General features: G+C 72.2%; 13 protein-coding genes and 1 pseudogene. 8 read left to right on the forward strand and 6 right to left on the reverse strand.

The genetic code is table 11. The features are described from left to right. Nucleotides 1–68: 68 nt before the first annotated feature. Together WMF24_RS47425 and WMF24_RS47430 are read left to right on the forward strand one after the other, a co-directional pair. Nucleotides 69–461: a hypothetical protein gene (locus tag WMF24_RS47425; RefSeq protein ID WP_437734100.1), complete on the forward strand. Its 393-nt coding sequence runs from the start codon at nt 69–71 to the stop codon at nt 459–461. A 205-nt stretch (nt 462–666) separates the two neighbouring features. Then, nucleotides 667–1,140, forward strand: coding sequence for a hypothetical protein (locus tag WMF24_RS47430; RefSeq protein ID WP_437734101.1), 474 nt, complete (start codon nt 667–669; stop codon nt 1,138–1,140). 933 nt (nt 1,141–2,073) lie between these two features. On the opposite strand, the gene WMF24_RS47435 is transcribed toward WMF24_RS47430, so the two are convergent. Together WMF24_RS47435 and WMF24_RS47440 are read right to left on the reverse strand one after the other, a co-directional pair. Beyond that, a complete protein-coding gene (locus WMF24_RS47435) occupies nt 2,074–3,138 on the reverse strand; it encodes an endonuclease/exonuclease/phosphatase family protein (protein WP_437734102.1) in 1,065 nt (354 codons plus the stop codon). Nucleotides 3,139–3,269: 131 nt separating this feature from the next. After that, the gene (locus WMF24_RS47440; RefSeq protein WP_437734103.1) at nt 3,270–4,262 is read right to left on the reverse strand and encodes a fatty acid desaturase family protein; all 993 of its coding nucleotides are present in this window, start codon (nt 4,260–4,262) and stop codon (nt 3,270–3,272) included. 190 nt (nt 4,263–4,452) lie between these two features. On the opposite strand from WMF24_RS47440, the gene fumC reads away from it, so the two are divergent. Then, nucleotides 4,453–5,844 carry a class II fumarate hydratase gene (fumC, locus tag WMF24_RS47445; RefSeq protein ID WP_437734104.1) on the forward strand — a complete coding sequence of 464 codons (1,392 nt, stop codon included), beginning with the start codon at nt 4,453–4,455 and terminating at the stop codon, nt 5,842–5,844. A 240-nt stretch (nt 5,845–6,084) separates the two neighbouring features. Next, nucleotides 6,085–6,900, forward strand: coding sequence for an SDR family NAD(P)-dependent oxidoreductase (locus tag WMF24_RS47450; RefSeq protein ID WP_437734105.1), 816 nt, complete (start codon nt 6,085–6,087; stop codon nt 6,898–6,900). Between the two features lie 66 nt (nt 6,901–6,966). Here the strand turns inward: WMF24_RS47450 and WMF24_RS47455 are convergent, their stop codons facing one another. Continuing rightward, nucleotides 6,967–7,458, reverse strand: a complete 492-nt coding sequence (locus WMF24_RS47455) for a hypothetical protein (RefSeq protein WP_437734106.1) — start codon at nt 7,456–7,458, stop codon at nt 6,967–6,969. A 325-nt stretch (nt 7,459–7,783) separates the two neighbouring features. Between WMF24_RS47455 and WMF24_RS47460 the strand changes: the two genes are divergently transcribed. Continuing rightward, the gene (locus tag WMF24_RS47460; protein WP_437734107.1) at nt 7,784–9,337 is read left to right on the forward strand and encodes a porin; all 1,554 of its coding nucleotides are present in this window, start codon (nt 7,784–7,786) and stop codon (nt 9,335–9,337) included. An 8-nt stretch (nt 9,338–9,345) separates the two neighbouring features. Next, nucleotides 9,346–12,894, forward strand: coding sequence for a PHP domain-containing protein (locus WMF24_RS47465; RefSeq protein WP_437734108.1), 3,549 nt, complete (start codon nt 9,346–9,348; stop codon nt 12,892–12,894). A gap of 49 nt (nt 12,895–12,943) precedes the next feature. On the opposite strand, the gene WMF24_RS47470 is transcribed toward WMF24_RS47465, so the two are convergent. After that, nucleotides 12,944–13,903: a LysR family transcriptional regulator gene (locus WMF24_RS47470; protein WP_437734109.1), complete on the reverse strand. Its 960-nt coding sequence runs from the start codon at nt 13,901–13,903 to the stop codon at nt 12,944–12,946. A 56-nt stretch (nt 13,904–13,959) separates the two neighbouring features. Between WMF24_RS47470 and WMF24_RS47475 the strand changes: the two genes are divergently transcribed. Together WMF24_RS47475 and WMF24_RS47480 are read left to right on the forward strand one after the other, a co-directional pair. Beyond that, the gene (locus tag WMF24_RS47475) at nt 13,960–14,592 is read left to right on the forward strand and encodes a hypothetical protein (RefSeq protein ID WP_437734110.1); all 633 of its coding nucleotides are present in this window, start codon (nt 13,960–13,962) and stop codon (nt 14,590–14,592) included. Further along, nucleotides 14,589–16,082 carry an MFS transporter gene (locus WMF24_RS47480; protein ID WP_437734111.1) on the forward strand — a complete coding sequence of 498 codons (1,494 nt, stop codon included), beginning with the start codon at nt 14,589–14,591 and terminating at the stop codon, nt 16,080–16,082. The genes WMF24_RS47475 and WMF24_RS47480 overlap by 4 nt, the downstream gene beginning before the upstream one ends. Here the strand turns inward: WMF24_RS47480 and WMF24_RS47485 are convergent. Together WMF24_RS47485 and WMF24_RS47490 are read right to left on the reverse strand one after the other, a co-directional pair. Continuing rightward, nucleotides 16,072–17,430 (reverse strand): annotated as a pseudogene (locus WMF24_RS47485) (HTTM domain-containing protein); the annotation flags it as partial. The gene WMF24_RS47480 and the pseudogene WMF24_RS47485 overlap by 11 nt on opposite strands. Then, nucleotides 17,330–18,346, reverse strand: a complete 1,017-nt coding sequence (locus WMF24_RS47490) for a hypothetical protein (protein WP_437734112.1) — start codon at nt 18,344–18,346, stop codon at nt 17,330–17,332. The pseudogene WMF24_RS47485 and the gene WMF24_RS47490, both read right to left, overlap by 101 nt. Nucleotides 18,347–18,423: the final 77 nt, after the last annotated feature.

Consider the following 18,423-nt stretch of genomic DNA (forward strand, 5'->3'; position numbering starts at 1 on the left):
ACGGCCGCTCCAGCGGTGCTCGACCCTCGCCGATGCGCAGCGTGACGCAGCCCTGAGGGGACATGCCCGTGACACCGACCACGTTCTCTGTCGGGTACGTCCAGGACCTCGTGGCCCGCGCGGATCACCCGGTCACGCGCGCCGTGCTCAGCGCGATCGCGGGCGACGAGGCGGAGCACGAGGCGTTCGGTCCCGAGCTCGTCGCGCGCAAGCTGCGCGACATGCCCCCGGCGAGGCGGGACGCGTGGCGGGCGTTCACCGGCCGGCTCGTGCGCGGCCACGTCGACCGCGCCGAGCGCGTCCTGCAGCGCCTCGCGCCGGAGGACCGGCGCCTCGACCGCTGGCCCGAGCCCGATCTGGCGGCGCTCGGCCTGCTCGGCGAGGCCCGGCTCGCCCTGCTCTGCCGTCGGACCTGCGAGGAGCGCCTCGCGCCGACGGTCGTGCGGCTCGGCCTCGGCTGATCGGCGGCCACGCGCGACCTCTTTTGAGGCGCGCGCGGCCGCCGACCGGGAGTACCCTCGCGTGCAGCGGGCGCCGCGACGCGGCGCTCGCCGGCGAAGGGCCTGCGGTTTGCTCCTCCGGGGGCGAGGGCTCAGATCTCAGCGGCGGGCCGGCACCGGCCCGCTCCTCACGCGGGGAAAATCCCCGCACCTGCGGGAGACGTTGATGAAGCGATCCATGTGGTTTACCAGCGCGCGCGCCGCCGCCGCGGTCGTCCTTGCCCTCGGCGGGCTCGGGCTCCTGTCCTCCGCGTGCCGTGGCAGCGAGGCCGAGGACCCGTCGAGCCAGCAGTACAACGCCTACAACCAGCAGCCCGGCTACCAGCAGCCTGGGCAGTACCCGCCGCCCGGGTACCAGCAGCCCGGGTACCAGCAGCCTGGTCAGTACCAGCAGCCTGGGTACCAGCAGCCCGGGCAGTACCAGCAGCCGGGTTACCAGCAGCCGGCCCCGGCCCAGACGCCGACGGTGGCCACGGCGACGCCGGGCCCGCTCGCGCTCCCGTGCACGGACGACACCCCGTGCGGCACGCACCGCTGCAACACGTCCGCGGGCAAGTGTGCCTTCCCCTGCGCGGGGAACAACGACTGCAAGGCGGGCTTCTCCTGCATGGGCTCCGTCTGCCTGCCCGGCGGGCAGTAGCGAGCGCCGGGGTCTGCGCGGGGCCGCTTTCGAGGCCCCGCGGCGCCGCCTTTCTTTTTATGGAATGGCCGCGCCTCGCCGCGCGCCGCCACGGTGAGCGACGCTCGCCGGCGGGGTTAGCTGGCGGCCTGGTGGGGACCGGATCCGGTGTCAGCGGGGCAGCTGAGCTTGGGCTGAGGACCGGATCCGGTGTCAGCGGGGCAGCTGAGCTTGGGCTGAGGACCGGATCCGGTGTCGCCGGGGCAGCTGAGCTTGGGCTGAGGACCGGATCCGGTGTCGCCGGGGCAGCTGAGCTTGGGCTGAGGACCGGATCCGGTGTCAGCGGGGCAGCTGAGCTTGGGCTGAGGACCGGATCCGGTGTCAGCGGGGCAGCTGAGCTTGGCCTTGAGGACCGGATCCGGTGTCAGCGGGGCAGCTGAGCTTGGGCTGAGGACCGGATCCGGTGTCAGCGGGGCAGCTGAGCTTGGGCTGAGGACCGGATCCGGTGTCGCGGGGTAACTGAGCTTGGCCTGGCCACCGGAGCCGGTGTCAGCGGGGCAGCTGAGCCTGGGCTGAGGATCAGCTCCGGTCTCGCCGGGGCAGCTGAGGGGCGTGGGGTACTTCGGCCGATGGTGGGGTCTTTTGAACCGCCAAGGCGCCATAAGACACCAAGAAAACACAAGAATCTTGGCGTCTTATGGCGTCCAACGCTTGAGCAGGAGCCGCGCGGCGTTCAAGATCGAGCAGGCGAAGGCGCTGGCCAACGAGGCCACGCGCGTGCTCCTCATCAGCCATCCGCTCGCCGCCAAGGACATCGAGAACAGGCTCCGCTACAGCCGGATCGACATGCGCGTGGCGCCTGCGCGCGTCGAGGCGCTTCGCCGCATCGCGGAGCGACGGCGCGACTTCTCGCAGTGCTGGAACACCTACGCCGACACAGGGCACGCCCCGCGTTCAGTGCCGAAGGCGCAGCCTGGCCGTGACGGGGAAGTGATCCGAGGGGTACAGGCCGTCCCGGTTGTCGCGGATGATCCTGGCTGCCAGTACCTCCGTCACCGGCGCCGGCTGGGCGAAGATGAAGTCGATCTTCTCGCCGTCCGCGGCCCCGATGAACTCGTTGAAGGTGCCGACCGGCGCCTCGTCCGGGTAGAGGACGCGGAACGTGTCCACGAGCCCCGGCGGGGCTGGCACCGGCGCTGTCCCGTCGCTCGCGCGCGCCGCCTCTCCCTTGACGTAGAGGACCGCCGGATTGCGCTCGCCCGCGTTGAAGTCCCCCGTGAGGATCACGGGATCAGGGTGGGTCCGCTCCGCGATCCTGCCGGCGATGAGCTCGACGCTCCGCGCGCGCGACGGCTGCGATTCGTGGTCCAGGTGTGTATTGAAGAGATAGAAGCCGCGGCCGGAGCTCTTCTCGACGAGCCTCGCCCAGGTGCAGATGCGCACGACCACGTTCCCGAAGCTCCTCGACCCGGGCACCTCCGGCGTGTCGGACAGCCAGAACGTGCCGCTCTCGTCCGCATCGAACCGCTCTGCATCGTAGAGGATCGCCGAGTATTCCCCCGCCTCGACGCCGTCGTCGCGACCTACCCCGATCTCCGCGTACGGGAGCGCCCCGCGGAGATCGTCGAGCTGGGACCTGAGCGCTTCCTGGAGCCCGAGCACATCGGGGTCTGCGTCCCTGATGACCTCGTACACCATCTCGCGTCGATTCGGCCACGCGTTGACGCCATCGCCGCGGTTCGCGTAGCGGAGGTTGAAGCTCATCAGGTCGAGGTCCATCGGCAGAGCCGCGGTGGCGCCGCCGGCGCCTCCCGCACCGCCGGCGCCTCCCGCACCGCCGGCGCCTCCCGCACCGCCGGCGCCTCCCGCGCCCGCATCGCCCTGTCCACCCATGCTCCCCATGCTGCCTGTGCTGCCCGCGCCCGTGGGCTGGCTCCCGCCGCCGGGCTCGCTGCTGCATCCCGATAGAAAGAGCAATGCCCCCGTGGCGAGGGGCAGCGCCCCTCTCGACGTCATCATGTTGCCCTCGCGGTAGAGCCCGTTCACCGGCTCGCGACTGCACCTGGCAGGCCGCCGGCGCGGGCGTGAGGATCGGCCTCAGGCGTGGGGCCGATCCGGGGATGTCGCTGGTTCGTGAAGGGGGACGGCGCTCAGGCCGTCACGCCGGGCTGGATGCCGTTCAGCGCCATCATCTTCTGCCGCTCGGCTTCCTTGTTCAGCCCGCGGTAGCGCTCGTCGAGCTCGTCGATGTCGAGCTTCAGGATGCGGCCATAGAGCTCGAGGGCGATGCCCACGATCGACGGGTGGCAGGCCGACCTCACCCGCTCGTCGTAATAGGGATACGCCGCCTCGTGGAAGCTGCGCAGGTTGTAGAACGGGATGCCCGGGAACTTGTGGTGCTCGTTGTGGTACGTGACGTTGTTCCAGAGGAAGTTCGTGAAGGGCGCCTTCGTCCCGTAGGTCCGAGAGCTGTAGGCGTCCTCCCCCGGGAGCATCTCGTAATGCTCGATCATCGAGGTCACGCTGGCCAGGATGGCGCCGAAGACGAACGGCAGCACATAGAAGAAGAAGAACACCTGGAGCGGCATGACCCAGAAGAAGAACGCCATGAGCCCGTAGAAGCCGAGGAGCTCCAGGTTCATCTTGACGCGCTGGATCGGCGAGAGGCGCTTCACGTACCGCGCCATGCAGCCGAGGAAGTACAGCGGATAGGCGAACGTGTAGACGGCGAGCAAGAGGAGCTTCGCCAGGACGGGGTTCCGCGTGTAGTCCGTGACGACGAAGTTGTCGACGTCAGGATACGTGTTCGCGATCTTGTGATGATGAAGGTGGTAGTTCGTGTACAGCGTCACGCTCATGCCCGTCGGCGCCCAGCAGATCAGGGCGATCAGGTACGAGACGAGCTTCGAGCGCGAGCAGCTCCCGTGCACGGCGTCGTGCGCGACGGCGCCCAGGCCACGGATGAGGTTGGCGATCAGGTACGCGCAGGCGATCCCGATCGGGATGGCGAGCGGGTGGTGCTGCGTCGCGTACAGCACCCACGTCGCCCCGGCCCAGATGCCGAAATGAAGCGGTATCTTGAGCAGGTGAACGGGATTGCGCTTGTAGGCAGCCTGCAGCAGCTCCCTCGGTACAGTGTCCATTCCGGCCATGCTGAACTCCGTGCTTCTCGCCTGTGTGAGGCCGGGAACTTCGCAAAAAACAGGCGAGGAAACAAGAGCGCGCCCGCTGCTCGACCCCGGCGCGAACGCGCCTACGCAGTGGTGTGCAGGGGCCGCAGAGCCCGCTCTGGCGCGGCTTGAGGACCGGGGTCGCCGCCGCTAAGACGCGGCGATGGGGACGCGCATCGAAAAGGACAGCTTCGGGCCGATCGAGGTCCCGGATGATCGCTACTGGGGCGCGCAGACGCAGCGCTCGCTCGAGAACTTCCGGATCGGCGGCGAGCGCTTCCCGCGGGAGATGATCGCCGCGCTCGCCACCGTCAAGAAGGCGGCCGCGCTCGTCAACCGCGACCTCGGGCTGCTGCCGGCGGACAAGTGCGCGCTCATCGTGGCGGCGGCCGACGAGGTGATCGAGGGCAAGCTCGACGACCACTTCCCGCTCGTCGTCTGGCAGACGGGCAGCGGCACCCAGACCAACATGAACGTGAACGAGGTCATCGGCAACCGCGCGATCGAGATGAGCGGCGGCGCGATGGGCTCGAAGTCGCCGATCCACCCGAACGACGACGTGAACCGGTCGCAGAGCTCGAACGACGTGTTCCCGACCGCCATGCACGTCGTCGCCGCGCTCCAGATCGAGCGCCGCCTGCTCCCGGAGGTCCGGCGGCTCCGCGACACGCTGGCGCAGAAGAGCGCGGCGTTCGCGGACATCGTCAAGATCGGCCGCACGCACCTGCAGGACGCGACGCCGCTCACGCTGGGGCAGGAGTTCTCGGGCTACGTGGCGCAGCTCGACGCCGGCGTCGCCGCGATCGAGCGGGCGCTCCCGCCGCTCCGCGAGCTCGCGCTCGGGGGCACGGCGGTCGGGACGGGGCTCAACGCGCACCCGGAGTTCCCGGCGCGGGTCGCGGCGAAGATCGCCGAGCTCACCGGGGCGCCGTTCGTCACGGCGCCGAACAAGTTCCAGGCGCTCGCGTCGCACGACGCGCTCGTCGCGGCCCACGGCGCGCTGAAGACGCTCGCCTGCAGCCTGTTCAAGATCGCGAACGACGTCCGCTGGCTCGCGAGCGGGCCGCGCTGCGGCATCGGCGAGATCGCGATCCCCGAGAACGAGCCGGGCAGCTCGATCATGCCGGGCAAGGTGAACCCGACGCAGGCCGAGGCGATGACCATGCTGTGCGCGCAGGTGCTCGGCAACGACGTCGCGGTCGGCCTCGGCGGGGCGAGCGGCAACTTCGAGCTCAACGTGTACAAGCCGCTCGTCATCCACAACGTGCTGCAGTCGATCCGGCTGCTCGCCGACGGCTGCGCGTCGTTCGACGAGCATTGCGCGCGGGGCATCGAGCCGAACCGCGAGCGCATCGCCCGGAACCTCCGCGAGAGCCTGATGCTCGTGACCGCGCTGAACCCGCACGTGGGCTACGACAACGCGGCGAAGATCGCCAAGAAGGCGCACGCCGAGGGCACGACGCTGCGCGAGGCGGCGCTCGCGCTGGGGATCCTGGACGGCGAGGCGTTCGACGCGATCGTGCGGCCGGAGCGGATGATCGGGCCCTCACGTTGATCGACCCGAAACGAACCGCCAAGGACGCCAGGAGCGCCAGGAAGAGGACAAGATCATGGCGTCTCTGGCGCCTTGGCGGTTCGACGTTCTGCTCTTTCGAGCGGCTTCGGCCCGTTGGTCGTTCTAGTCACAGCGGACTGTTCTTGTGAGCTCGCCGGAGAGCACGGGCGCGCTGCTGCGCGGACGACAACGCAGCCTCCCCGCGCGCCGATCCTGTACGCTGCGTGCGCCAGGAGGCGTATGAAGCTTATCTCGAGCTGTGCAATCGTGACCGGGGGCGGACAGGGAATCGGTCTCGGGATCGCGGCGCGCTTGCTTCGCGACGGCGCGAACGTGCTGCTGTTCGGCCGGACGGCGGCGAAGGTCGAGGCGGCGGCGGAGACCTTGAATCGTGCCGCCGAGGGGCGGGCGCGGGCGCGCGCGTTCGCGGGGGACGTGTCCCGCGCCGAGGACGTGGCGCGCGGCGTGGAGGCGGCGAAGGCCGCGTTCGGGCCGCCCGGCATCCTCGTCAACAACGCCGGCACCGCGACGCTCTCAGCCATCGTGGACATGCCAGAGGAAGACTTCGAGCATGTCGTCGCCGTCGACCTGAAGGGCCCCTTTCTCTTCATGAAGGCGGTCGCGCGCGAGCTCATCGCCGCGGGCAAGCCGGGCGCCTTCGTCAACATCTCCTCGCTGAACCAGGCGGCGGCGACCGACGGGCTGGCGCACTACTGCGCCGCCAAGGCCGGCCTCGCTCAGCTCTCCAAGGTCGCCGCCTCCGAGCTCGGGCGCCACGGCATCCGGGTCAACGTGGTCGCGCCGGGGCTCATCCGCACGCCGCTCGCCGATGCCGTCGGGCTCACGAGGGGGCCGTCTGCCGAGGAGTTCACCCAGCGCACGCCGCTCGGGCGCATCGGCGAGACCGACGACGTGGCGCCCGTGGTCTCCTTCCTCTGCAGCGAGGACGCCCGCTGGATCACCGGGGAGTCGATCCTCGTCGACGGCGGGAACCACATCCGCGGGCTACACAGCTACCTCGACGTGCTGAGCCGCGGCGCGAGCAGCGCGCCGTAGCTCGCCGCGGGCCCAGGGGAGGGAAGTGGCTCGCACAGGGCTCCTTCCCGCCCAGCCAGACCTCGATCAGGGGATCAACCACGGCAGCCGCGCCACGGCCCCGGGCAGGATCGCCTGATCACCGCGCTCGCTCTCGATCACCGGAGACGCCGGCACCACGACCGGCGCGAACGTGATGCGGATCGAGCCGAGCACGAGCGTCGGGCCCGCCTCCTCGTCCTCGGCGGCTGGGCCCTCGACCATCACCGGCGACTCCGGGATCACGAGCAGGTCCGACGACGGCGGCGGCGCGACCGCCGCCGACGGCAGGTCGGTCAGGCGCCGCAGCGCATCGTCGACGACGCGCGCCCAGGTCCTGCCAAGCTGCGCGGGCTGGAGCTCCGCCACGAGCGCGCGGGCCCGCGCCTCGAACCGCGCCTCGGCGTCCGTCGAGGCGGCCAGAGCCGCGGGCGGCGACAAGGCCGTCTGCACGACCTCCTGCGCCCGCACCGTCTCCGGCGCGACGAGCGCCGCGAGCACCACCACGGCAGCGCCGAGCGCCCTCCTGCACACCCTCATTCGCCACCTCCTCTGCGCGCCTCGGCGCGGCTGATGAACATCCAGCGAGAGGTTGACCGCACAGGACGCCGGGCACGCCGGCCTCCAGCGCGGCGGCGGGGCGAGCCCCGCCATCGGGAACGGGCGGCGATCGACGTCGATCGCCGCGGGTATCGGCAACGACGAGTGTACGCGGAACGCGAGATGCCGGAAAGGGCAACACGCCCGGCGCGAGGCGGCGCGTTGACTCCCCGTCGAACCCTGGATACACGGGCTGCGCCTGCCTGCGGCGCCGCTGCTGCTCTCGCAGCGATTCCACCGCTGCCGCCGGCCGCCACGGATGCCGATGACACCTTGCTCTTCGAGTCGTCGCGGCGCGCACGCTCGGTGTGCCAGGGCGCGCTGCCGCGCGGGTGGCGCGGCGGGGAGCGGCGCGGCCGCCGCTGCGCTCCTGGCGGCGGCGCTCCTGTGTGCGCCGGCCGGCGCGCAGCCCGTCCAGCCGCTGCCGGTCCAGCCTCCTGCCGCCGACCCGCTCCCGCTGCTGCCGCCCGCCGCGCCGGCCGTCCCGGAGGGCCCGGCGACGAACCCTGCTGCGGCCGCTCCGGGCGCGGCCACGCCGCCTGCGTCCGCGCCGTCAGCGCCCGCAGCGTCGCCGCCCGGCGCCGCGCCCTCCGGGGCCGCGCCGTCTGGCGCCGCGCTGCCGTCCCCCGGCGCCGCGCTCCCTCACGCCGGCGCCGCCCTGCCGCCCGCCGCCCCCGCGCTCCCGCCCGGCGGCACCGCGCCGCCCGCCGCCGCGGCCGCGCCGGCGCCCGCCGGCTCCGACGCCGCGCCGGCGGCCGACGGCGCCTCCGGGCCGCCGTTCCAGCTCAGCGTCGGCCGGCTCCTCCTCGCGCCGCTCGTGCTCGTCCAGGCGCAGGCCGTGCCGTACGCGGGCGACGACGCCTTCCTGCAGGCGGGCGACGTCGCCGAGGGGCAGGGGTTCCGCGTGCGGCGCGCCCGGGTCGGCTTCGCTGGCACGCTCGCCGGGTACGTGCCGTTCGCCGTCGCGGGCGAGCTCGCCGCGGGCGAGGACGCCTCGGCGCGGCTGTCCGAGGCGTGGATCGGCTACGCCCACTTCCCGTTCGCGCACCTCTACTTCGGCGCGCACGACGTGCCGTTCAGCCGCTCCGCGATGACGGGCGCCGGCGAGGGCGCGCTCATCGAGCGGCCCCTCGCCGTGCGCGCCATGGCGCCCTTCCGCCAGGTCGGCCTCCACGTCGAGGGGCACTTCCACGACCGGGCGTTCAGCTACTTCGCCGGCATGTTCAACGGGTTCCAGCGCTCGGATCAGTTCTTCGCCGGTTATGTCGAGAACGCCGCGAGCTTCGGCAACCGCTTCGACAACATCGCCTACGTCGCGCGCCTCGCCACCGAGCCGCTCGGCCCCATGCCGCGCTCCATCCAGGACCTCGCCGCCGCGCGCCCCCGCCTCGGCGCGGGCGCGAGCTACTTCTTCAGCGACGGCGGCACGCGCGACATCCACGGCGTCGGCGCCGACGTCCTGCTGCACGCCGCGGGCGCGCACGCGCTCGTCGAGCTGCTCTGGAACCAGAGCGATCCGGAGAGCGCGCCGACGCAGCCGACAGGCCAGCTCGCCCCCGTCACGTCGCTCGGCCTCGTCGGCGAGGTCGGCTACTTCGTGCGGCGCATCAAGCTCGGCGTGAGCGCGCGCTTCGAGTGGCTCGACCCCAACCTCGACCTCTCGGACGAGACCGACGGCTGGGCCCTCACCGCCGGCGCGAGCTACCACTTCATCGACAACGTCCTCAAGGCGCAGGCCGACTTCACCCACCGGCAGGAGGCCCACGGCGTCGCGCTCGAGAACGACGCCGTGGCGCTGCAGCTCCAGCTCAACCTGTAGCGGCCGCCATGCGAACCCGCCGCACCGCCCCCGCCCTGCTCGCGCTGCTCGGCCTCGCCGGCGGCGCCGCCCTCGCCGGATCGGCCGGCTGCGAGTCGCCGAGCCTCCTGCGCGCCAAGACGATCGAGAACCGCTTCGAGCTCGTCGGCGGCCCCGTCGCGATGGCCGATGTGGGCGATTTCCTTCTGGAAAACGACGAGATCCGCGTCGCCATCCTCGGCCCCCGCCATTCGCCCGGGCCGGGGGTCTACGGCGGCTCGCTCGTCGACGCCGACCTGCGCCGGCCCGATCCGCGCTTCGCGAGCGCGTCGGGCCGCGACCGCTTCGCCGAGTCGTTCCCTGTCGCCAACCTGCTCGTGCCCGACCCGGGCGCCACCGAGGTCCTCGTGGTGAAGGACGGCTCCGACGGGCAGGAGGCGATCGTCCGCGTCGAGGGCGACGGCGGGTTCCTCTTCCACGCGCTCGGCGTGCTGAGGACGCAGGAGGACCTGCTCGGCCTGCTGTTCGACGGCCTCAAGCCGGAGCTGCGCTTCCGCACCGACTACATCCTCCGCCCCGGCGAGCGGTTCGTGACGATCCGCACGACGCTGCTCCTGCCCGACAGGGCGATCGGGTGCCCGAGCGTCGCCTCGTGCGCGCTCGAGTGCGAGGACGGCCTCGCGGCCGGCGACGACGGCTGTCCGGTGTGCGCGTGCGGCGAGCCGCTCTCGCTCGACAACTACACGGGGCCCGAGGACATCTTCCGGGGCATCCTCGGCGACGACCGCAACAACGACCCCGAGCGGAAGGGCGGGATCGTCGCCGGCGATTTCGTCTTCTTCGGCAACCAGAACGACATCTTCGGCCCCGGCATCGGGTTCGACGAGGAGCGGGCGGTGTTCGACGCGCTCTTTGCCGGTCGGGACACGTTCCAGCGGCCGCTCAGCTTCGACTTCGTCGCCGCGGCGGGCGGCGACGTCAGCTACGGCTACTTCACGAAGGCGGCCCCGGGCGGCGCGCCCACCGCGGTGAACGTCCCCGTCTTCACGAGCGCGGCCACCGCGTTCCTGAGCGCCGGCCGGAGCTGCCTCGCCGGCGCGTCGGACGACGCGGCGTGCGACAGCAAGCGGTCGTTCACCTACGAGCGTTACTTCGCGGTGGGCGAGGGCGACATCGCGAGCGTCGCCGAGGTGGTGCACGACGCCCGCGGCACGCCGACCGGCGCGCTCGAGGGCGCCGTGCGGTGGCGATCGACGGGCGAGCCCGTGCCGAACGCGCGCGTCCACGTCTTCCGCGACCCCGACCCTGGCGTCGTCTTCGCGAGCGTCGACGCGCTGGTCGAGGCGAACCTCGCGCGCTCGGGCGACGTGGGGCTGCTCAGCTCCATCGACGCCGATCGCGGGCTCGATCCGGTGGAGGACGGCGACTTCAGCGCGCGGCTCGCGCCCGGCGGCTACCTGCTCGTCGCGGAGAGCCCGGGCGGCACGGCGGTGTCCGCGCCGATCCGCGTGGCGATCGGCGCCGGGGCCACGGCGACGGCGTCGGCGGAGCTGCCGAGCCCGGCGCGCGTCGCGTACCGGGTCGTCGACGAGGGCGGCCGCCTCGCGCCGGCCAAGCTGACGTTCGTCGCGCTCGACGCCGCGGGGCAGCCGCGCGAGGGCGACGGCCTGCGGCGCGTCTACCTGGGCCACGGCCGCCTCGGCAGCGGCGTCCGGGAGATCGAGCGGTCGGCGACGGGCGAGGGCTCGGTGGAGATCGAGCCCGGCCGCTACCGCGTGCTCGTCACGCGCGGGCCCGAGTTCGGCCGGTTCGAGGTGCCCGACATCGAGCTGCGCGCCGGGGAGGCGCGCCGGATCGAGGCGCTCGTGCCGCGGGAGGTCGACTCGACGGGGTGGATGTCGATCGACATGCACCTGCACCAGCGCCCGAGCTTCGACAGCGGCATGGCGCTCGAGGAGCGGGTGACGTCGGCGGTCGTCGAGGGGCTCGAGATCGCGGTGGCGACCGATCACGACGTGCACACGGATCTCGAGCCCGCGGCGCGGAAGCTTATGCTCGAGCCGCACCTGAAGACGGCGGTCGGCGCCGAGGTCTCGACGCTCGAGCTCGGGCACTTCATCGGCTTCCCGCTCCGCTATGACGAGCTCGCGGCGCCGGATCACGGCGTCTTCGACTGGGTCTGCCGCGCGGGCGGGGACGTGATCGAGGGCGTCCGCGGGACGGCGGCCGACGGCGAGGACGCGCTCGTGATCGTCGCGCACCCGCGCGACGGGTTCATCGGGTACATCGACCAGCTCGGGGTCGATCCCTTCACGCTCCACCGGACGATCCCCACGCTCGAGGCGAGCAACCCGCTGTTCCAGGTGGGGAGCTGCGACTTCGACGCGATGGAGGTGTTCAACGCGAAGCGGTTCGATCTGCTGCGGACCCCCACGGTGCAGGAGGTCGTCGACTTCAACCGCTGCCTGTCGCGGATCGACGCCGCGGAGGACGAGGCGGCGCTCCGCGCGGCGTGCGCCGAGCTCGCGCTGCCGGCGTGCAGGCCCGGCGAGCGGTACGCGGTGTGCCAGCAGCGCGCCCGCTCGGCGCTCGCCTGGAGCGTGACCAAGCGGATCCTGACGAGGACGCCCGAGGAGCAGGACGCCGTCTGGGACTTCGACAGGAGCGCGGCCGACGGGGAGGCGCTCTGCCTGGGAGGGGAGGGCGGCGCGGTGCCGCCCGAGGACGCGGATCGGCCGTGCACCTTCCACGCGGGCCAGGTCGATGACCTGTTCCGCTACCTCGACTACGGCTTCTCGCCGACGCAGGTAGGGAGCAGCGATGGCCACGGCGCCTCGCTGGAGCCGGGCTTTCCGCGCACGTACTTCCGCGCGCGGACCGACCAGCCGGCGGCGATCGATCTCGCCGAGGCCACGGCGTCGCTGCGCGCGGGCAGCGCGTTCGCGACGTATGGCCCGTTCGTCCGAGCGAGCGTGGGCGGCGCGACGTTCGGCGGCGTGGCGCGCGTGGAGGGCGACACGGTGCCGCTCGACCTGCGGATCGAGACGGCGAGCTGGTTCGGCGTGGATCGCGTCGAGGTGTACGTGAGCGGGCGGCTCGTCGAGGTGCTCGAGCCGTCATCGGGGCCGTCGGCGATCGTGGACGTCGACGCGCGGCTCGCGCTGCCGGCGCCGGCGACGGACGGCTGGGTCGTCGTGGTGGCGATGGGGCTGCGCGACGAGAACCTCCTCACGCCGGTCGCGCTGCCCGTGTCGTTCGGCGAGCTCCAGCTCCCCCGGGTGGCGAGCCTCGCCTTCACGCAGGTCGAGGCGCTCTCGCGGTTCTTCACGGCGTCGCCGCCGGTCCCGGACTGGTACCCGGTGGCGCCGTACGCGATCACGAACCCCATCTTCCTGGACCGCGACGGCAACGGCGCCTACGACGCCCCGAAGGGGCCGCCGCCGTTCTGCTCGCGGCCGTGCGACCCGGCCGTGCTCGACCCGTCGCAGTGCCCCGAAGGGCAGCAGTGCCTCGTGGACGAGCGCGTCTGCGGGATCTTCGTGCTGGGCCGCTGCGAGGACAAGCAGGCGTCGCCGTAGCGGCGGCGGAGCCAGAGAGCGCGGCCCGGCGGAAGCTGGTGAGGCCCATCTAGCCGCTTCGCCTCCTCCGCGGCGCGCGGCGCTGCCCAGCACGCCCGTTCCTAACCGCCGTCTCTTCCCCGCCGGCCACGACCTCCCGCAAGCTGTCGCGCAACCAACGGTGGGCGGGGTCTGCGTCCAGCCTCGGGTGCCACAGCAACGAGACGGTGATCTCGGGCGCAGCGAAGGGCAGCGCGAAGCTGAACAGGCCGTCGCGCAGGCTCCGGGTGTGGTGCTCCGGGACGGTGGCGATCAGGTCGGTCGCGCGCGCCAGGGCGATCGCGGTAGCGAACCCGCCGACGATGGTCACCACCTCGCGCGCCAGCCCGAGCGCGGCCAGGTTCTCGTCGATGCGCCCCTTGGCCATGCCGCGCCGCGAGAACACGACGTGGCGTCCGGCCGCGTAGCGCGCGGGCGTGATCCTCGCGCGGCTGAGGGGGTGGCCGCTGCGCACGACCCCGACGAAGCGGTCGCGGAAGAGCGCCTGGGTGCGCAGCTCGGGGCCTGTGTCTTCGTCGACGACGCCCGTCTCGAGGTCGACGGCACCAGCGCGCAGCGGCGCGCTGTCCTTGTCGGGCTTGGACACGAAGCACAGCCGGACGCCTGGCGCCTGGGCGCCGGTGCGCGCGATCAGGGCTGGACCGAAGCTCTCGACGAAGCCCTCGCTGGTGCGCAGCGTGAAGGTGCGCACCAGGCGCTTCAGGTCGAGCTTCTCGGCCGGGCGCAGGATGGCCTCGGCGCCCTGCACCAGGTGGCTCACGCGCTCGCGCAGCTCGAGCGCGCGTGGGGTCGGCACAAGGCCGCGTCCGGCGCGCACCAGCAGGGGGTCGCCCAGGGTCTCCCGCAAGCGCGCGAGCGCCCGGCTCATCGCCGAGGGGCTCAGGCGCAGGCGTCGGGCCGCGCCGGTGACGCTGCCCTCCGCGAGCAGCACGTCGAGCGTCACGAGCAGGTTCAGATCAGGCAGCGCCATGCCGCCAGGCTAACCGAGGCCGGCGCGGGACATGGCGTCAAACGCAAAGAGTTGTTGTGATCGTTGCGCGTTCCGCAACCCGTGCCGGCGCCCTAGCTTGGACGTCGAAGCTCGGATCACGTCGATTCGAGCCGAGCCGGAGGCCGCGCATGACCGAGAACGCCCTTGAACTGTTCATCCATCGCACCCGCGCCAGCTGGGGACCGCTCAGCAGCGATCTGGTCGCCAGCTGCCGCCTTCACCTGGAAGAGCTGGCGAAGGCGCGCGCCACCGAGCCCTGGCTCGCGGCGCTGCACGAGGAGGCGCCCGCGTCCACGGAGCTCCACCGGGACGCGGAGCACGGCTTCGTGCTGCTGGCCCACACCGAGCAGGCCGGGCTCTACCGCCCGCCGCATGATCACGGTCGCGGCTGGGTGATCTACGCGCTGCAGCGCGGAGAGATCGCGATGTCGACCTACGCGCGCGTCGAGACCGGCGCCGGCGTCGCGCTGGTCAAGCGGGACGAGACGCTGCTGCGCGCCGGGCAGGCGCAGCTGTTCTTGCCGGGAGACATCCACGACACGCGCTGTGTCGCCGGCCCGGCGCTGCTGTTCCGCTTCACCGAGCGCGATCTCAAGCGGGAAGATCAGGTCGCGCGGCGCGTGACCCGCTATGTCGAGCGCGACGGCGTCTGGACGGTGGGGCCATGACGGCGCTGCGCGCCTCGGTCGCGGACGCGCACCTGCCGAGCGAGGGGTCCGATCTGGCGGCTTTCGGCGCGCAGCGCCCGGCGCGCACGGAGGCGATTGCGTGCGTGCTCGCGGCCATGGTGCTGGTGGTGCTCTCCGCGGGCATCGCCAACGTGGCGCTGCCTGCGCTGGCGCACGCGTTCCAGGTGACGCCCGCCGTGTCGGTGCGCGTCGTCAGCGCCTACCAGCTCGGGCTGGTGATGGCGCTGTTGCCGTGCGCCGCGCTGGGCGAGAGCCTGGGCTATCGCGCCGTGTTCACGGCAGGCGTCGGGCTGTTCACGGGCGCGTCGGCGCTGTGTGCGCTGGCGCCATCGCTCCACTGGCTGGTCGCCGCGCGCTTCTTGCAGGGGCTCGGGGGCGCCGCCGTGATGGCGCTCGGCGTGGCGCTGCTGCGCTTCGTGGTCCCGCAGGCGCAGCTGGCAGCCGCCATCGGCTGGAACGCGCTCACGGTGGCGCTGTCCTCGGCCGCAGCGCCCACGGTCGGCGCCGCGCTGCTCTCCAGCGCGAGCTGGCCCTGGCTGTTCGCCGTCAACCTTCCGCTCGGCGGGGCGGTGCTGCTCGCCACGCGCGGTCTCCCCGTTGTCCCCGGCACGGCGCGAGCGCTGGACGCGACCAGCATGGCGCTGAACGCGGGGGCCTTCGGCGCGTTGATCGCGGGCGCGGAGCTGCTGCCGGCGGAGCCTGCGCTCGGGGCCTCCTGGCTCGCCGCGTCGGTCCTGAGCGCGACGCTGTTGCTCCGCCGCGAGCTGCCGAAGGAGGCGCCCCTCTGGCCGCTCGACCTGCTGCGCAGCCGCTCGTTTCGCGTCTCCGTGATCGCGTCGGTCGCGTGCTTCGCGGGGCAGGCCTCCGCGCTGGTCGCGCTGCCCTTCTATTTGCGGCACAGCTTTGGCCAAGGGGCGCTGACCACCGGGCTCATGCTCACGCCCTGGCCGCTGAGCGTGGCCATCGTGGCGCCCGTCGCGGGCCGGCTCGCCAGCCGCATCTCGACGGCCTGGCTGTGCGCGACGGGCGCGGTGTGTCTCGCGCTGGGGCTCGCTGCGCTCGCGCTGTTGCCGGCGCGCGGCAGCGCGCTCTCGCTGGTGCCGTTCGTGGCGCTGTGCGGCGCGGGCTTTGGCCTGTTCCAGGTGCCGAACAACCGCAACATGTTCCTCGCTGCGCCGCGCGCGCGGAGCGCCGCCGCGGGCGGCATGCAGGGCACGGCGCGGCTGGCCGGCCAGACGGCGGGCGCTGTCGTCATGACCGTGCTCTTCACGCTCACGCCGATCGATGCCGCGCCGCGCCTCGGCCTCGGTATCGGCGCCGTGCTGGCGCTGAGCGCCGCGACCGTCAGCGCGCTGCGCGCTGGCGCCAGGGGGGGCGCACGACCGCAAGGAGCCCTGTCGGCTGCGACGCCAGATCGAGCGTCGGGTCGACGAGGTCGCGGAAGGGCCCGCCGTTCAGCGAGGCCATGACCGTGGCCGTGACGATCGGCCGGACGCCGAAGTCCTCCTGGAAGCGGTCGGCCACGTGATGCGCGAAGTCGACGATCATGTCGGGCCGGGCGCACATCTCGCCGAGCTGCCGATCGGTGAGCCACTCTCCGAGGTCGAGCGACTCGCGCACGCCGGTCCTCGGATCCAGCACGTGGACGTCGAGCTCGCTCACGTTCTTGTCGCGCAGCTTCATGCGCCACGAGAAGCGGTGTCCGGCCTCGTTCCAGGCCACGTCGCCCGGATAGGCCCAGTGGCGGAGCGGCACGAGGAGGTGGATCAGGAGATAGGCGTGCAGCAGCGCGAGCGGCAGGGCCCTCCGCGGCGCCGGGGGCGAGGGGGCGGGGGCGTCGCCGCCCGCGCGGTCCGCTGCCGTGGGCGCGAAGAGGAAGGGCAGCCGCCGCCTCGGCCACGACGGGTCTCCGAAGAGCGCGAGCGCGGCGATCATCGCGTAGGGGAAGATCCCGATCTTGAACAGGAAAGCGTTGCTGAGGTTGAACGCGACGGCGAGCGCCGCGCCGATCGGGAAGGTGCGTCGAGCGAAGAGCAAAAAGCCCATCGACAGGTCGATGAGCAGCCCTGCGTACGAGAGCGCGAGCCCCGCTGCCGGCGTGGCGAGCAGCGGCCCGACGAGCGGCGCGTCGGCGCGCTCGGCGAGCCACATCGTGAGTGGCTGCCCGCGGAGCCAGTCGCCGTTCAGCTTCGCGACGCCGCCGTAGAAGTAGACGATGGCGATCTGCGCCTGCAGCGCAAAGACATGATAGCGGGGCACCGTCTCGGCCGGCGCGCTGGACGGCGCGGCGCGCCGCGCGCGGAATAGATCCAGCGAGAGCGCGCGGTGCGCCGGGGCGACGGCGAGCAGCAGGCCGAGCAGGCAGAGGAGATACAGGTGGTTGAGGTACTGCGCCTTGTCGAGGAGGAAGACATACGTGAGCGCGGCGCAGAGGAGCGCGGCGCTCACCCGGTAGAAGAGCCCGGCGGCGCAGAGGAGCGCGAGGACGAAGAGCGCGGCAAAGTGCCAGTACATCCCCGCCCCGCCCCAGGGGCGGATGAAGGGCACGAAGCCGAAGAAGAAGCTCGGCTCGATGTAATAACGGTAGATGCGATCGTGGGCGGCGTACCGGACGACCTCCCACGCGATCAGGGCGCCGTAGCCGATGCGGAAGACGGCGAGCGAGGCGGCGTCGACCTCGGCGGTGAGGGAGCTCGCCCAGCGCCGCGCGAGGGCCCTAGTGGTGGTGGTGGTGCTTGTGGTGCTTGTGCTTGTGCTTGCCCTTGTGCTTGCCGTGCACGTGGATGTGGACCGGTCGCCCGTCGTCGTCGTCGTCATCGTGGATCACCACCACGCCTGGACCTGGAGCCGTCTTCACCTTCACGCCCACGTTCCACGTCGTCGCAACGACGACGTTCAGGGACGGCGCGCTCGGCCCGACGACGACGTGCACGCCCGGGCGATACCCGACGAGCACCACGTCGGCGTGGGTCGGGTGCGCCACGACCACCGTGAGCTTCACGGGGTTCACCTTCGCGCCGATCGTGCCGACGCCGTAGAGGCCGCCAGGGCCGGGGGTCAGCACGATGAGCTCGGAGCCCGACCCGACGAAGCCGAGCTTGATCTTGCGGTCGCCGATGGGAACCGGCTTGAAGTTCGCGTCGAGGACATACACCCTGACCTGGCCAGAGGTCTTGTCGGCGACGACCTCGATGATGTCGTCGCCGACCACCTGGATGACCCCGCCGTTCGGGCCTGTCTTGCCCGGCGGGACAGGCCGCTTCTCGGCCTTCTTCGCGCCCTCGACGATGACCCTCGTGCCCCCGGCGGGCACGTGGAGCGTGCCGTTCCACGGGTTCCCGGAGACGACGACGTTGTACTTCACCTCGGTGAGGTCGGCCTCGAGCCTGGGCCCGGCCGCGATCAGGAGCCCTGTCTTCGCGTCGAGCGTGAGCGGGACCTGCGCGTCGCCGTTCGGCCCTTTCCAGGTCAGCGTACCGCTCACGTCCTTGTCGATCGGCTTGCCGTCTGCCGTCTTGACGATGGCCTTCACGGTGCCGTCGGGCGCGATGTCCCACCCCACGGAGCCGCCGTCGTGCTCCTCGGTCAGCGGCTCTTCGAGCGCCACCGGGACCGCCTCGACCGACTCCTCGGTCACGCTGGCCTCCGCGGCTGTCTTGCACCCTGCCGCAAAGGGGCTGCCGGCGAGCAAAGTGGTCAGCGCGACGACGGAAAGTACGCTCCTGGAGTTCATCACAAGCCTCCGAACCGAGGAGGCTATCGCAAGCGCTCTGCCGCGTCTGTACGAACCCTCTCGCGTCGCGGCGATGT

Origin of the sequence: Sorangium sp. So ce1335, assembly GCF_051521615.1 — a bacterium.
Taxonomy (GTDB): Bacteria; Myxococcota_A; Polyangia; order Polyangiales; family Polyangiaceae; genus Sorangium.